At 73.8% G+C, this 14,693-nt stretch carries 13 protein-coding genes and 1 pseudogene; 4 read left to right on the forward strand and 10 right to left on the reverse strand.

The window, feature by feature from the left end; genetic code table 11:
• Positions 1-44 precede the first annotated feature (44 nt).
• On the forward strand, positions 45-1,694 hold the full coding sequence (locus ACZ5DS_RS18070; RefSeq protein WP_468239254.1) for a PucR family transcriptional regulator: 1,650 nt from the start codon (positions 45-47) through the stop codon (positions 1,692-1,694).
• On the opposite strand, the gene ACZ5DS_RS18075 is transcribed toward ACZ5DS_RS18070, so the two are convergent.
• The 5 genes from ACZ5DS_RS18075 to ACZ5DS_RS18095 form a co-directional block, all read right to left on the reverse strand.
• Positions 1,691-2,881, reverse strand: coding sequence for a glycosyltransferase family 4 protein (locus ACZ5DS_RS18075; protein ID WP_468239257.1), 1,191 nt, complete (start codon positions 2,879-2,881; stop codon positions 1,691-1,693). The genes ACZ5DS_RS18070 and ACZ5DS_RS18075 overlap by 4 nt on opposite strands.
• A gap of 434 nt (positions 2,882-3,315) precedes the next feature.
• Positions 3,316-5,058, reverse strand: a complete 1,743-nt coding sequence (recN, locus tag ACZ5DS_RS18080; protein WP_468239260.1) for a DNA repair protein RecN — start codon at positions 5,056-5,058, stop codon at positions 3,316-3,318.
• Between the two features lie 56 nt (positions 5,059-5,114).
• Positions 5,115-6,020 (reverse strand): NAD kinase, encoded by a 906-nt coding sequence (locus ACZ5DS_RS18085; protein ID WP_468239263.1) that lies wholly within the window; start codon positions 6,018-6,020, stop codon positions 5,115-5,117.
• On the reverse strand, positions 6,017-6,832 hold the full coding sequence (locus ACZ5DS_RS18090) for a TlyA family RNA methyltransferase (RefSeq protein ID WP_468239265.1): 816 nt from the start codon (positions 6,830-6,832) through the stop codon (positions 6,017-6,019). The genes ACZ5DS_RS18085 and ACZ5DS_RS18090 overlap by 4 nt, the downstream gene beginning before the upstream one ends.
• 7 nt (positions 6,833-6,839) lie before the next feature.
• The gene (locus ACZ5DS_RS18095) at positions 6,840-7,166 is read right to left on the reverse strand and encodes a hypothetical protein (protein ID WP_468239268.1); all 327 of its coding nucleotides are present in this window, start codon (positions 7,164-7,166) and stop codon (positions 6,840-6,842) included.
• 42 nt (positions 7,167-7,208) lie between these two features.
• Between ACZ5DS_RS18095 and ACZ5DS_RS18100 the strand changes: the two genes are divergently transcribed.
• On the forward strand, positions 7,209-7,556 hold the full coding sequence (locus ACZ5DS_RS18100; protein WP_468239271.1) for a sterol-binding protein: 348 nt from the start codon (positions 7,209-7,211) through the stop codon (positions 7,554-7,556).
• Here ACZ5DS_RS18100 and ACZ5DS_RS18105 read toward each other — a convergent pair.
• The 4 genes from ACZ5DS_RS18105 to ACZ5DS_RS18120 form a co-directional block, all read right to left on the reverse strand.
• A complete protein-coding gene (locus tag ACZ5DS_RS18105) occupies positions 7,540-8,352 on the reverse strand; it encodes an ABC transporter ATP-binding protein (protein ID WP_468239273.1) in 813 nt (270 codons plus the stop codon). The genes ACZ5DS_RS18100 and ACZ5DS_RS18105 overlap by 17 nt on opposite strands.
• Before the next feature lie 59 nt (positions 8,353-8,411).
• Entirely contained in the window at positions 8,412-9,449 is a 1,038-nt protein-coding gene (locus tag ACZ5DS_RS18110; RefSeq protein WP_468239275.1) for a FecCD family ABC transporter permease, read from the reverse strand.
• Positions 9,446-10,489: a FecCD family ABC transporter permease gene (locus ACZ5DS_RS18115; protein ID WP_468239278.1), complete on the reverse strand. Its 1,044-nt coding sequence runs from the start codon at positions 10,487-10,489 to the stop codon at positions 9,446-9,448. The genes ACZ5DS_RS18110 and ACZ5DS_RS18115 overlap by 4 nt, the downstream gene beginning before the upstream one ends.
• An 82-nt stretch (positions 10,490-10,571) precedes the next feature.
• A complete protein-coding gene (locus ACZ5DS_RS18120; protein WP_468239281.1) occupies positions 10,572-11,600 on the reverse strand; it encodes an HAD-IIA family hydrolase in 1,029 nt (342 codons plus the stop codon).
• A 73-nt stretch (positions 11,601-11,673) separates the two neighbouring features.
• On the opposite strand from ACZ5DS_RS18120, the gene ACZ5DS_RS18125 reads away from it, so the two are divergent.
• Positions 11,674-12,954 carry a DUF1015 domain-containing protein gene (locus tag ACZ5DS_RS18125; protein WP_468239283.1) on the forward strand — a complete coding sequence of 427 codons (1,281 nt, stop codon included), beginning with the start codon at positions 11,674-11,676 and terminating at the stop codon, positions 12,952-12,954.
• 76 nt (positions 12,955-13,030) lie between these two features.
• Here ACZ5DS_RS18125 and ACZ5DS_RS18130 read toward each other — a convergent pair whose 3' ends face one another.
• Entirely contained in the window at positions 13,031-13,888 is an 858-nt protein-coding gene (locus ACZ5DS_RS18130) for a tetratricopeptide repeat protein (protein ID WP_468239316.1), read from the reverse strand.
• A 249-nt stretch (positions 13,889-14,137) separates the two neighbouring features.
• Here ACZ5DS_RS18130 and ACZ5DS_RS18135 point away from each other — a divergent pair.
• A pseudogene (locus tag ACZ5DS_RS18135) lies at positions 14,138-14,693 on the forward strand (hypothetical protein); the annotation flags it as partial.

Raw genomic sequence — 14,693 nt, forward strand, 5'->3', positions numbered from 1 at the left:
GCTCACGCTGTCGTCCGGGCGTTTGCGCAGGTAGCGTCCGGTTCATGGACAGCGGTACGGAGAGCAGATTCGCCACTCAGGGCGCCGGGATCACCGTTCAGCGAGCCCTGGAGCTGCCCGGGCTGCGCAGCGGGCTGCCGGAGATCGTGGCGGGCGCCGACCGGCTGGGGCGCACGGTCCGCTGGGTGCACGCGGGCGAGGTCCCGAACATCGCCTCGCTGCTCAAGGGCGGCGAGCTGCTGCTGACCACCGGCTACGGCCTCGGCACCCGCCCGGCCGAGCAGCGCGCGTTCGTGCGCACGCTCGCCGAGCGCGGGATCGCCGCGCTGGTGGTGGAGCTGGGCCCGCGGTTCGCCCGGCTGCCGGCCGCCCTGGTGGACACGGCCCGCAGCGCGGGGCTGCCGCTGGTCCAGCTGCACCGCGAGGTGCCGTTCGTGACCGTCACCGAGGAGATCCACACCGAGATCGTCAACGGGCACTACGCGCTGCTGCAGCGCGCCGAGGAGGTGCACCGCCGGTGTACCGAGGCGCTGCTGGGCGGTGGCGGGGTGCCGCAGGTGCTGGGCATCCTGGCCGACTTCAGCGCCAACCCGGTGTTCCTGGAGACGGCGGACGGCCGGCTGCTGTACGCCGCCGGGTCCGGACCCGAGGGCGCGGATCCGCTGCAGGTGTGGGAGGGGCTGCGGGGTCCGCACAAGGAGGCGCCGCCGCCCGCCGGCTCGGTGCTCGTGGACGTGCCCGGCGGCGGGCCCGGGGCGGGGGCGGGGTCGGTACGGGCCCGTCTTGTGCTGCTGCCGGTCCGCTCGCCGCTGGCTCCGGTGCACCGGATCGCCGCCGAGCGGGCCGCGGGCATCCTGGCCGTGGTGCTGATGCAGGCCCGGCAGGAGGAGGAGCTGGCGGCGCGCGGCCGGGGCGACTTCCTCACCGATCTCGCCGAGGGCCGGATCACCGCGGAGGACGCCCCGGCGCAGGCCCGGGTCCTCGGCTTCAAGCCCGGCAGCAGCCCGCTGCTGCCGGTGGTGATGCGGGTCGGGGACTCCCTGTCCCCCGGTGGGGGCTGGGCGGTGCTGGCGCGGGCGGTCGCCGAGGAGCTGGCCTCGGTGGGCGTGCCGGTGCTGCTGGGCGTGCGGCCGGTCGAGGGCCGGGTGCCGGTGCTGCTCGGGCTGCGCTCGGAGTCGGAGCGCTCGGCGGTCGCGGACCGGGTGGCGGCGGCGCTGCGGGCGGGCGTCGAGCGGGCCGGGATGCAGCGGCCGGGCGCCCCGCCGCCGGTCGTGGTGGTCGGGGTGGCCGGCGGCTGGGCGGCCGCGTCGGCGGGCCTGAGGCACGCGGCGGAGACGGCGACGGCGGCGCAGGGCCTGACCGACCGGCCCTGGTACGACGCCCGGCGCCTGGACATCGACCTCCTCCTGTGGCGGCTGCGCGACCACCCGGACCTGGCGGCTTTCGTGGACCGTGCGATCGGCCCGCTGCGCGACCACGACCACCGCTCCAAGCCGCCGCTGCTGCCCACCCTGGAGACCTACCTGGCACACGCGGGCCGCAAGGCCGAGACGGCCCGCGAGCTGCATCTCAACCGCCAGACCCTGTACAACCGGCTCGCCCGCATCGGCGAGTTGCTGGGCACCGACCTCGACGACCCGCAGACGGTACTGGCGCTGAGCCTGGCCCTGCGGGCCCGTCGGCACGTGCCCTAGGCCAGCGGCCGCGGCTGGGTCAACTCGTCGTAGACACTGAGCACTTGGGCGACGGTCTCGTCCTCCGTCGGCCAGGTCGCGGCCTGCCGGGTGCCCCGCTCCCGCAGCAGCTCGCAGCGCGCCGGATCCGCGAGCAGCCGTACGACGGCGGCCGCGAGCGCCTCCGTGTCGCCGTACGGGACGAGTTCGGCCGCGTCGCCCACGAGGTCCGGGATGCCGCCGACGCGCGTGGCGACGAGCGGCACGCGTGCGTGCAGCGCCTCCTGGGCGAGGACGGACCGCGACTCCCAACTGCTGGTCAGCAGCGCCAGATCGGCGGCCGCGAGCAGCTCGGGCACGTCCTCGCGCCGCCCTACGAGCCGCACCGGCAGCTCCTCGTCCTCGATCCGCCGCTGGAGCGCCGGCCGCAGCGGCCCCTCCCCCGCGACGACGACCAGCGGTACGGGGTCGAGGTCCCGCCAGGTGCGGGCCGCGTCCAGCAGGAGGTCGTAGCCGCGTTGCCGGTCCAGGGAGCCGACCGCGATCAGCAAGGGGCGGTCGGTGGCGCCGAGTTCGGCGCGGAGCTTGGGCTGCTGCGGGTCCGGGTCGTCGTGGGACGGGGGTCCCTCCGCTCGAGCGAAGCCGGGAGTGGGGGAGCAGTCGAGCGTGGGGGAAGGCCGGCGCCGGTCGGGCAGGGCCACGGCCGCGAGCCGGGCGTCCCGGGCGCCCGTCCGGCGCGCCCGGTCCACCAGGTCGGAGGTGGTGCCGAGCACCACGGCTGCCGTCCTGACCACGCGCCGTTCCAGCAGCCGCAGCAGATGGGCCCGCGCGCCCTCCACCCGGGCCCGGCTGTGCCAGGTGACCACCAGCGGGGTGCGGCGCCCGCTGAGCGCGAGCACGGCACGGAAGGAGGCGTGCAGCCCGTGCGCGTGCACCAGGTCCGCGTCCGCGCAGGCCGCCCGGAGCGCGGCCACGGAGGCCGGGTCGCTGCTGCGCGGCACGTGCACATGGTGGGCGCCGGCGCCGGTGAAGTCGTAGGCGCGGTCGGCCTCGACGGGAGCGCACACCGTGACCCGCACGCCCCGGGCGACGAGCCCCTCGGCCAGGGAGCGTACGTGCGCACTGCTGCCGGCGTTGCCTCCGCCCAGCACCTGCACGGTGCGCAGCGGCGACTGGCCGTGCGGTGCGTTGCTGCTCACGGGGCTCACGGGGCCGGGGCTCCTGACTCGGCGCGGGCGGTCACGTAGAAACGTACAGAAGGTAGCGGGCGGAGAGGGGCGGAAGGACGCACCGCGCGCCTCCCGCGCGGACCGCGTTCGGCCCGCCGCCCGACCCGGGTCCAGTGCCAAGCATGCCAGGACATACGGCCGTTCCGGGAAACCCGGAGAGGCGCACAGCGCGGCGGGCCGGAGCAGTGCGCCGGAGCACGTCACCCACAAGGATGAGAAGAACTCCGCCGGGCCCGCACGGCCTCGGCACCCGTACCCCGAGGTCAGATGCCCACGGTCGCCGACCGCGAGCCCTCACCGGCCCCTTGCACACCGCGCCCGCCGCCGACCGGACGGCGCGCCAGCCGTCCCACGCGCCCCTCGCACACAACCGCAGCGACACCGCACCGCGCCCCGGAGGTCCGGGGCGCCGCCTAGAGGTCGGCCCTGGCCGTCGCCAGCAGCTCCTCCGCGTGGGCGCGTGCCGTCTCCGAGTCCTCCTGGCCGGCCAGCATCCGGGACAGCTCGCGGACCCGCTCCTCGCCCTCCAGGACCTTCACGCCGGAGCGGGTGACCGAGCCGTCGTTGGTCTTCTCGACCAGCAGCTGCCGGTCGGCGAAGGCGGCGACCTGCGGAAGGTGGGTGACGACCACGACCTGCGCGGTCTTGGCGAGCTTCGCCAGGCGCCGCCCGATCTCCACCGCGGCCTTGCCGCCGACACCGGCGTCGACCTCGTCGAAGAGGTACGTCGGCACGGGGTCGGTGCCCGCGAAGACGACCTCCACGGCGAGCATCACGCGGGACAGCTCACCGCCGGAGGCGCCCTTGGCGATGGGCCGCGGCGGCGCGCCCGGGTGCGGGGCGAGCAGCAGCTCGACCTCGTCCGCGCCCGCGGGCCCGTACGCCACCGTGCGCCCGCCGACCTCGACGCCGTCCGGGTCCTCGGTCTGCCGGATGTCGAAGGACACGCGCGCGTGGGGCATCGCCAGCGAGGCGAGCTCGGCGGTGACGGCGGCGGCGAACCGCGCGGCGGCCTCCGTCCGCGCGTCCGTCAATGCCTGTGCCAGCCCGCCCAGTTCGGTGCGCAGGGCGTCCCGCTCGGCGGTCAGCTCGCCGATCCGCTCGTCGTCGCCGTCCAGCTCGGTGAGGCGCGCGGCACTCTGCTCGGCCCAGGCGAGGACGGCGTTGATGTCGTCCCCGTACTTGCGTGTCAGGCCGCCCAGCGCGGCCCTGCGCTCCTCCACGGCGGCAAGCCGCAGCGGATCGGCGTCCAGGTCGTCGGCGTACCCCGCCAGTTCACCGGCCACGTCACCGAGCAGGATCCCGACCTCACCGATCCGGTCGGCGAGGGAGGCGAGCGCCGGGTCGTGGGAGCGGACGGCCTCCAGCGCCCGGTGCGCGCCCGCGACGAGGGTCGAGGCGTCGATCCCCTCGGGGTCCTCGGGATTGCCCGCGAGAGCGGCGTGCGCGGCGGTCGCGGCGGAGGACAGCGCCTCCGCGTGCCCGAGCCGCTCCGCTTCCTCCGCCAGCTCCACGTCCTCCCCGGCGCGCGGCTCGACGGCGGAGATCTCCTCCAGCCCGTACCGGAGCATGTCGGCTTCCTGGGCGCGCTCACGCGCGCGCGTGACGATCTCCTCCAGCTCGGCGGAGACGGCCCGCAGCCGCCGGTAGGCCTCGGTGTACTTGGCCAGCGGTACGGCGACGGAATCGCCCGCGTACCGGTCCAGGGCCTGCCGCTGCCGGGACAGCTTCAGCAGCCCCTGCTGGTCGGTCTGCCCGTGCACGGCCACCAGGTCGTCCGCCAGCTCGGCGAGCAGCCCCACTGGCACGCTGCGCCCGCCCAGGTGCGCCCGCGAGCGCCCCTCGGCGGAAACGGTACGGCTGATCAGCAGGGCCCCGTCGTCCAGCTCGGCCCCGGCCTCCTCGGCCCGTACGATCGCGGCCGTGCCCGAGGGGACGGCGATCCGCCCCTCCACGACCGCTTTACCGGCCCCGATCCGCACGAGCGCCGGGTCCGCCCGGCCACCGAGCAGCAGCCCGAGGCTGGTGACCACCATGGTCTTGCCCGCACCCGTCTCACCGGTGACGGCGGTGAACCCCGGCGACAACTCGACGACGGCATCGTCGATGACCCCGAGCGACCGTATCCGCATCTCCTCCAACACGGAACAGACCATACGAGGTCCGGGCGGGCGAGTGCACACGGCCCGCCTAACCGTCCCCCTACGGGTGCCTAGTGCGGCGCCCCCCGCCACCCATGAGTCGGCAACGCAAACTTCGCAACAAGGCGATCCGTGAACGAAGCGTGGTGCAACCGCGCCAGCCGCACCGGCACGGCCCCCCGCCGCACCTCCACGCGCGCCCCCGGCGGCAACTCGATGGTCCGCCGCCCGTCACACCACAAGACCCCCGGCGGAATATGAGGCAGAACCTCCACGGCAAGCACCGAATCCGGCGACGTGACCAACGGCTTCGCGAACAGCGCATGCGCACTGATCGGCACCATCAGCAGCGCCTCCACCTCGGGCCACACCACGGGCCCCCCGGCCGAGAACGCGTACGCCGTGGACCCGGTCGGCGTCGACAGCACGATCCCGTCGCACCCGAAGGCGGTGACGGGCCGCCCGTCGATCTCGAGCACGACCTCGAGCATCTTCTCGGCGCCGGCCTTCTGCACGGCCGCCTCGTTCAGCGCCCAGTCCGTGTGCACGATGTCCCCGTTGCGGTGCACGACGACATCGACGGTCATCCGCTCCTCGACCTCGTAGGACCGCGCCACGACCCGGTCGACCACCCGATCGAGGTCGTCCCGCTCGGCCTCCGCGAGGAATCCCACCCGTCCGAGGTTGACGCCGAGCATCGGCACCCCGGACGCCCGGGCGAACTCCGCGCCGCGCAGCAGCGTCCCGTCGCCGCCGAGCACGATCAGCAGCTCGCAGCCGTCGAGGCACTGCGGTGTCGCCTCCTTGACGAGTTCCACCTCGTCGGGCAGCGGCAGGTCGCGCGCCTCCTCCTCCAGCACCCGCACCCCGATGCCGTGCCCCAGCAGTCCCTTGACCACGAGTTCCGCACTGCGGATGGCCGCGGGACGCCCGGTGTGGGCGAGCAGGAAAACAGTACGCGCTCGGTTCTGTGTCAACGCGGCCCCTCCGCCACTGCTCGGTCGACATCGGCCGGGTCCAGGGCGGGCGCCCCGGCACACAGCCACAGAAAGTATTCGACGTTCCCGGACGGCCCGGGCAGCGGACTGGCGGTGACTCCGCGCACCCCGAGCCCCAGCTCCCAGGCCTTCTCGGCCACTGCACGCACGGCCTCCGCCCGCAGCTGCGGACTCCGTACGACTCCCCCGCTGCCGAGCCGCTCCTTGCCCACCTCGAACTGCGGCTTGACCATCATCACCAGGTCGGCGTCCGGCTTCACGCACCTCTTCAGGGCGGGCAGCACCAGCCCGAGCGGGATGAAGGACAGATCACCCACGACAAGATCCACAGGTTCCCCATCGATCGCCTCAAGCGTCAACTCGCGTACGTTCGTACGGTCCTTGACGGTGACGCGTTCATCGTTCTGGAGAGACCAGGCGAGTTGGCCGTAGCCGACGTCCACGGCGACGACATGGGCGGCGCCCGCGCGCAGCAGGACGTCGGTGAAGCCGCCGGTGGACGCGCCGGCGTCCAGCGCGCGCCGGCCCTCGACGACGAGCCCCTGCGGTACGAACGCCGCCAGCGCGCCGGCGAGCTTGTGGCCGCCCCGGGAGACGTAGTCCGGGTCGCTGTCGTCGGCCTGGACCACGATCGCCGCCGCGGTCTCCACCTGCGTGGCCGGCTTGGTCGCCACTGTCCTGCCGACGGTGACCCGCCCGGCGGCGATCAGCTGGCTGGCGTGCTCGCGCGAGCGCGCCAGCTTCCGGCGGACCAGCTCCGCGTCCAGACGGCGGCGTGCGACTCCTGCCACGTTCGGTTCAGCTCCTGCTCTGGTACGACGTCGGTGACGCCGGGTACGGCCGTGGGGGCGCCGGAGGTCCCGGGCGGGCGTCGAGCGCGGTGAGCGCGTCGCGCAGCCCCCCGTGTACATCCTCGTACACCTCGAGGTGTCCGTCGGTGGCGAGGTGGTCGGCGTCGGCCAGCCGCTCCAGCCGGGCGTCGACCTCGGCGTTGCCGGTGGGGGTGCGGGGGACGCCCAGGGGGGCGGGCACGGCGGGGTCGTTCTCGGGCTCGGCCACGCCCTGCGGCTCGGGCACGGCTTCCGACACGGCCACGACCTCGGCCTCTGACACGGACTCGCTCATGCCCAGACGCTACCGCGAACGGCTGGGGTACCGTCGTGCGCGATGGCCACGATCGAGGAGTGCCGCGTCGCACTGGGAAAGCTTTCGGACAACATGCAGGGCGCCGAGGGCGACGTCCGCGCGGCCGCCGCGCTGGACCGCTCCGTGAGCTGTCACATCACCGACCTGGACGTCACCTTCGCGGGCCGCCTGACCGGCGGCCGTATCGAGCTGGACGGGACCGCCCCGGGGCCACCGCGCGAGAAGGCACAGATCAGGCTGGCCATGGCGGGCGACGACCTGGTGGACCTGGTGAACGGCGAGCTGAACTTCGCGACCGCCTGGGGTTCGGGCCGGGTGCGGCTGGAGGCGAACCTGCTGGACCTGTTCCGGCTCAGGAAGCTGCTGTGACCCTCGCCGCACGGGCCTTCCTGGCGGCCGGCACCACCAGCGGGGTCCCCGTCTCGGGGTCGTCGATGATCTGGCAGCGCAGCCCGAAGACCTCCTCGACCAGCTCGGCCGTCACGATGTCGTTCGGGGCGCCCTCGGCGATCACCCGGCCGCCGCGCAGGGCGATGAGATGGGTGGCGTACCGGGCGGCGTGGTTGAGGTCGTGCAGCACGGCGACCAGGGTGCGGCCCTGGGTCTCGTGCAGCTCCGCGCACAGGTCGAGGACGTCGATCTGGTGCTGGATGTCCAGGTAGGTGGTCGGCTCGTCCAGGAGCAGCAGCGGGGTCTGCTGGGCGAGCGCCATGGCGATCCACACGCGCTGGCGCTGCCCGCCGGACAGCTCGTCCACGTACCGGTCGGCGAGTTCGGCGACGCCCGTCTGCGCCATGGACTCCTGGACGACCCGCTCGTCCTCGGCGGACCACTGCCGCAGGATGCCCTGGTGCGGGTAGCGGCCGCGGCCGACGAGGTCGGCGACGGTGATCCCGTCCGGCGCGATGGACGACTGCGGCAGCAGGCCGAGGGTCCGGGCGACCTTCTTGGCGGGCATCGACTGGATGACCTGCCCGTCGAGGAGCACCCGGCCTTCAGTGGGCTTCAGCATCCGCGACAGCGCCCGCAGCAGCGTCGACTTGCCGCACGCGTTCGGGCCGACGATCACCGTGAAGGAGTGGTCGGGGATCTCCACCGACAGCTGTTCGGCGATGACGCGCTGGTCGTAGGCGAGGGTGACGTTCTCGGCGGACAGGCGGTTCACAGTGCTCCTTCGGGTGTTCTGGGTCGCTGAGCCGCTCGTGTCCGGCTGCGTGGAGTCGGTCATATCCGGCCCGCCCTGCGCTCGTTGACCAGCAGCCACAGCAGGTAGACGCCGCCCAGAACCCCGGTGACCACGCCGACGGGCAGCTGGTCGGCGCCGAAGGCACGCTGCGAGGCCCAGTCGGCGGTGACCAGGAGGGCGGCGCCCATGCACAGGGACGGCAGCAGGTTCGGGCCCGGAGACCGGGTCAGGCGCCGGGCGAGCTGGGGTGCGGTGAGGGCCACGAAACTGACCGGGCCGGCCGCGGCGGTGGCGGTCGCGGTGAGCAGGACGGCGGCCACCATCAGCAGGCCCCGGACGCGCTCGACGCGCACGCCGAGGGCGTTCGAGACGTCGTCGCCCATCTCCATCATCCGCAGCCCGCGCGCGCCCGCGAGGACGAGCGGCACGAGCACGGCACACAGCCCGAGCAGCGGCCAGACCTGCTCCCAGTCGCGGCCGCCCAGGGATCCCGTCATCCAGACGACGGCACGGGCGGCGTCGACGATGTCGGACACGGTGAGCAGATAGCCGTTGATCGCCGTGACGATCGCGGAGACACCGATGCCGACCAGGACCAGTCGATAACCGTGCACGCCCCGCTTCCAGGCGAGCAGATAGATGGCGAGCCCGGTCACCAGCCCGCCCACGAGCGCGCCCACGGTGACCTCGGTCGCGCTCCCGGAGAACAGCACGATCATCACGAGCGCCCCGGCGGTCGCCCCCTGCCCGAGGCCGAGCACGTCCGGGCTGCCCAGCGGATTGCGGGTGACGGCCTGGAACAGCGCCCCACCGAGCCCGAGGGAGGCGCCGACCAGCAGCCCGACCAGGACCCGCGGCAGCCGCAGCTCGGTGACGATGAACTCCTGGCCGGCGTTGCCGTTGCCGAGCAGCGTCTTCACCACGTCGCCCGCCGAGATCGGGAAGTCGCCGGTGCCGATCAGCACGACGCCCGCGGCGAGCGCGGCGAGCAGCAGCAGGACGACGACGGTGACGGCCCGGACGTCCAGGCGCAGCGAGAGCCCGCCCGGCGTCCTCATGACACGGTTGGTCCTCACAGCTGCGCCGTCCTCCGCCGTCGTACGAGAAAGATGAAGACCGGACCGCCGATGACCGCGGTGACGATGCCGACCTGGAGTTCCGAGGGGCGCGCCACGACCCGGCCGACGACGTCGGCGCCGAGCAGCAGCACGGGCGACAGGACCGTCGCGTACGGCAGGATCCAGCGCAGGTCCGGGCCCGTGAAGGACCTGACGACATGCGGAACCATCAGCCCGACGAACGCGATCGGACCGCAGGCGGCGGTCGCCGCCCCGCACAGCACCGTCGCGGCGAGCATGGAGAGCGCCCGCGTGCGGTTCAGGTCGGCGCCGAGGGCCTTGGCGGTGTCGTCGCCCATGGCCACGGCGTTGAGCGGCCGGGCGAGCCCCAGGGCGAGGACCGTGCCCACCGCGAGGAACGGCAGCACCTGCAGAATGGTCGAGTTGGTGGCCGAGGACAGCGAACCCACCGTCCAGAAGCGCATCTTGCCCAGCGCCGCGTCGTCCATGATCATCACGGCCTGGAGATAGCCGTACAGCCCCGCGCTGATCGCCGTACCGGCGAGCGCGAGCCGCACCGGTGTGGCGCCCCGGCTGCCGCCGAGGAACCAGACCAGCGCACCGACCGCCGCCGCTCCGGCGAAGGCGAACCACACATATCCGGTCAGGCTGGTGACGCCGAAGTAGGTGATGGCCGTGACGACGGCCGCGGAGGCGCCGGCGTTGATGCCGAGCAGCCCGGGGTCGGCCAGCGGATTGCGGGTGAGCGCCTGGAGCACCGCCCCGGACAGGCCGAGCGCGGCACCGGCCAGCAGTCCGAGGACCGTGCGCGAGATCCGCTCGTCCACGACGACGTCGCCGTACGTCCCCGTGTCGTGGAACAGGCCGTGCCAGACCTGGTCCGGCGACAACGCCTTCGCCCCGATCGCGATGCTCGCCAGCGCGACGAGCACCAGGATCGCGACGGCGGCGAGGAGCCCAAGAGCCCGCACCACCCGGCGGGTTGGGGGCGCGGGGGCGGTCTCCGCGCGCTGTTCCGGAGGACTGTCGACCAACACGAGGTTAGGTTAGCCTACCCTCGCATTTGATCTCGATGTGCGTTCTCGATGTGTACTCTCGATGTGCTTCTCGACGTGCGTTTCAGAGCCCGAGCCGCGCCAGCGCCTTCCCGCCGTCCAGCTCGCAGACACCGTCCCCGGCCGCCGTCCAGGCCGCAGCGCACAGCGCCCGCAGCCCGTCCAGGGCCTCGCCCTCACCCTCCAGCTCCAGCCGGTCCGCCCCGGCCGTCGCCTGCCAGCCACCACAGCGGAACCCGTCGCCGTCCCCGGTGACGTCCGGCTGGCCGGTGAGCAGCCCGCGCAGATCGGCGTCCACGAACGTCGGCCGGTGCTGCGGCGGCGCGGCGAGCAGCTGGGGGCCGTCCGTGACGCCGGTCAGCACCAGCAGCGAGTCCACCCCGCCGTTGAACGCGCCCTCGATGTCCGTGTCCAGCCGGTCCCCGACCACCAACGGCCGCTGCGCGCCCGTCCGCAGGATCGTCTCCCGGTGCATGGGCGGCAACGGCTTGCCCGCCACCTGCGGCTCCGCGCCGGTCGCGATCCGTACGACCTCCACGGCCGCCCCGTTGCCCGGCGCGATCCCCCGACCGCTGGGAATCGTCAGGTCGGTGTTGGACGCGAACCACGGCACCCCGCGCGCCACCGCGTACGACGCCTCCGCGAACCGCCCCCACGGCAGCTCGGGCCCGCCGTACCCCTGCACCACCGCCGCCGGATCGTCGTCCGCCGACTCCACCGGGCTCAGACCGCGCTCGCGCAGCGCCGCCCGCAGCCCCTCACCCCCGATCACCAGCACGCGGGAGCCGGCCGGCACCTGCTCGCTGATCAGCCGCGCGACCGCCTGGGCCGAGGTGATGACGTCGTCCGCCCCCGTCGCTATCCCCAGCTCCGTCAGGTGCTCCGCCACGACGTCCGGCGTCCGCAGCGCGTTGTTGGTGACGTAGGCCAGATGCATCCCGCCCGCGCGGGCACGGGCCAGCGAGTCGACGGCGTGCACGATGGCGTTCCCGCCCGCGTACACCACTCCGTCCAGATCGAGCAGCGCCGTGTCGTACGCCTCGCTCAGGGGCCGTCCACTGCCCTCGGGCCTCGTCCTGACGCGCTGGCTCATTCCACATCGCTCCTTGTTCGACCGTCTTTCCCCCGATCATCCCGCACACCGCTCGCACACGTACGATGCCGGGATGAACACTGCAGGTCACTCGGAAGCAACGGCGCGCCGAGGTCTGGAACTCACCCCGTTCCGCGGCCTTCGCTACGACGCCAACCGGGTCGGCAGCCTGGCCGCCGTCACGTCCCCGCCCTATGACGTCGTCGTCCGCCCAGACGGCCTGCACCACCTCCAGTCGGCCGACCCGTACAACATCGTTCGGCTGATCCTTCCGCAGGCCGACACGCCCAGCGCCCGCAACGATCAGGCGGCGGACACCCTGCGCCACTGGCTCGCCGAGGGCGTGCTGGCCGCCGACCCGGACCCCGCCCTGTACGTGTACGAGCAGGACGGCAACGGCATCGTCCAGCGCGGTCTCATCGGCGCTCTACGCGTGTCAGAGCCCGCGGACGGCGTGGTGCTGCCCCACGAGGACGTCATGCCCGCGGTGGTCGCCGACCGCGCTGCCCTGATGCGCGCCACCCGCGCCAACCTGGAGCCCCTGCTGCTCACCTACCGCGGCAACGGCACCGCGGCCGAGGTCGTCGAGCGTACGGCGGAGAAGCCCCCGCTGCTCTCCACGACCACCGAGGACGGCTTCCAGCACCGCCTGTGGGCGATCACCGACCCCGCCGACGTGACCCTCGTCCAGACGGACCTGGCCCACCACCAGGCCCTCATCGCCGACGGCCACCACCGCTGGGCCACCTACCGGCAGCTGCGCGCCGAGCACCCCTCCCCCAGCCCCTGGGACCACGGCCTGGTCCTGCTGGTCGACACCGCCCGCTACCCGCTGCGCGTGCGCGCCATCCACCGCCTGCTGCACGGCTTGCCGGTCGCGGACGCCCTGGCGGCGGTGCAGGATCTGTTCCGGGTACGACGCCTCGACGTGCCGCTGCCCGGCGCCCTGGAGGCGCTGGCGGACGCGGCCTGCGCGGGCAACGCCTTCCTGCTGGCCGGCGACGGCGCCTTCCATCTCATCGACCGCCCCGACCCGGACCTGCTGGCCCGGACGATCCCCGCGGACCGCCCGGCGGCCTGGCGCTCCCTGGACGCCACCGTCCTGCACGCCACGCTTCTCGAGCACGTCTGGCACATCCCCGAGGACTCCCCGGCCCACATCGCCTACATCCACGACACGGCCGCCACGGTCCGGAAAGCCGAGCGCGACGGCGGTACGGCCGTCCTGCTGCACCCGGTCCACGAGGAGGTCGTACGCGACCTGGCCCGGCAGGGCGTGACGATGCCCCGCAAGTCGACGTCGTTCGGCCCGAAGCCGGCGTCGGGGCTGGTGTTGCGGACACTGGAGATCTGACCCGGCACACGCGAAAGGGCGGGACCCGGCATGGGTCCCGCCCTTTGTCACCTCGTCACCCGGTCACCGACTCGGATCAGTCCTTGTCGTCCTGCGCGGCTTCGGCGTCGTCGCTCGGGCGCTCGCCGTCGGTCGCGCTCTCCCGCTCGGTTTCGGCCTCGTCCTCGGCCTCGTTCTCGGCCTCGGTCTCGGCTTCCTTCTCGGCCTCGTCCTCAGCTTCGTTCTCGGTCTCGGTCTCGTTCTCGGTCTCGGTCTCGTCGAGAGCGTCGACGAACTCCACGCCGTCCAGTTCGGCGAGCCGGTCGGAGGCGTCCGTGCTGCCGTCCCGGTCGGCCTCGACGGCCTTCGCGAACCACTCCCGCGCCTCGTTCTCCCGGCCGGCGGCCAGCAGGGCGTCGGCGTAGGCGTAGCGCAGACGCGCGGTCCAGGGCTGCACGGCGTTGGAGGCCAGCTCCGGGCTCTGCAGGGTCACGATGGCCGCGTCCAGCTGCCCCATGTCACGCCGGGCGCCTGCCGCGACGAGCCGCATCTCGACCTGCCCGGCCTTGTCCAGCTTGTGCACCTCGGGGGCACCGGCCATGTCCAGCGCCTTCTCCGGCCGCCCGAGCCCACGCTCACAGTCGGCCATCACCGGCCACAAGTCGACGGTGCCGGTCATGCGCCGCGCGGCCCGGAACTCGGCGAGGGCCTCGCTGTACTTCTGGTTGGCGTACGCGGCGAAGCCGGCCGCCTCGCGCACGGCGGCCACGCGGGACGCCAGGCGCAGAGCCACCTTGGAGTAGCCGTAGGCGCCCTCGGGGTCCTCGTCGATGAGCCGCGCGACCATCACCAGGTTCTTGGCGACGTCCTCGGCGAGCGTCTTGGGCAGGCTCTGCAGCTCCTGCCGGACGTCCTTGTCGATCTCCTCGCCGGTGACGTCCTCCGGGATCGGCAGCCGCTTGATCGGCTCGCGGTCCCGGTCACGCTCGTCGCGGAAGCGGCCGCCACCGCCTCGGCGGTCGTCACGGCGGTCGTCGCGCCGGTCGTCACGCCGGTCGTCACGCCCCCGGAAGCCGCCCGGGCGACCGCCGCGGTCGTCACGGCGGGGTCCACGGCCACCTCGGTCGTCACGGCCACCTCGGTCGTCACGGCCGCCTCGGTCGTCACGGCCGTCACGGCCCCGGAAGCCACCGCGCTCACCACGGTGGTCGTCCCGCCGGAAGCCGCCCCGGTCCTCGCCCCGCCGGTCGTCGCGGCGGTCATCACGCCGGTCGTCGCGCCGGAAAGCGGGGCGCTCGTCGCGTCGGTCGTCACGCCGGTCGTCACGTCGGAAGCCGCGGTCCCCGCGGTCGTCGCGACGCGGCCCGCGGTCACGGTCGTCACGCTGGAACGCCGGACGCGAACCCCGGTCGCCCTCACGCCGGTCATCACGACGCCCATAACCGCCACGGTCACCGCGATCGCCGTAGCCACCACCGCGGCTGTCATCACGACGGCCGTAACCACCGCGGTCGCCACGGTCCCGGTCGTCACGACGGTCATCGCGCCGGAAGCCGCCCCGGTCCTCGCCCCGACGGTCGTCGCGGCGGTCGTCGCGTCGGTCATCACGCCGGAAGGCGGGGCGCTCGTCGCGTCGGTCGTCACGCCGGTCGTCACGCCGGAAACCGCGGTCCCCGCGGTCGTCGCGACGCGGCCCGCGGTCACGGTCGTCACGCTGGAACGCCGGACGCGAACCCCGGTCGCCCTCACGCCGGTCATCA

It is taken from the genome of Streptomyces sp. NPDC031100 (assembly GCF_055570785.1).

What these genes read in the sequence shown, in the direction of transcription:
- ACZ5DS_RS18070 (WP_468239254.1), top strand. Translation starts at nt 45, where the DNA reads ATGGACAGCGGTACGGAGAGCAGATTCGCCACTCAGGGCGCCGGGATC.
- recN (WP_468239260.1), bottom strand. Translation starts at nt 5,058, where the DNA reads ATGGTCTGTTCCGTGTTGGAGGAGATGCGGATACGGTCGCTCGGGGTC.
- ACZ5DS_RS18095 (WP_468239268.1), bottom strand. Translation starts at nt 7,166, where the DNA reads ATGAGCGAGTCCGTGTCAGAGGCCGAGGTCGTGGCCGTGTCGGAAGCC.
- ACZ5DS_RS18100 (WP_468239271.1), top strand. Translation starts at nt 7,209, where the DNA reads ATGGCCACGATCGAGGAGTGCCGCGTCGCACTGGGAAAGCTTTCGGAC.
- ACZ5DS_RS18120 (WP_468239281.1), bottom strand. Translation starts at nt 11,600, where the DNA reads ATGAGCCAGCGCGTCAGGACGAGGCCCGAGGGCAGTGGACGGCCCCTG.
- ACZ5DS_RS18125 (WP_468239283.1), top strand. Translation starts at nt 11,674, where the DNA reads ATGAACACTGCAGGTCACTCGGAAGCAACGGCGCGCCGAGGTCTGGAA.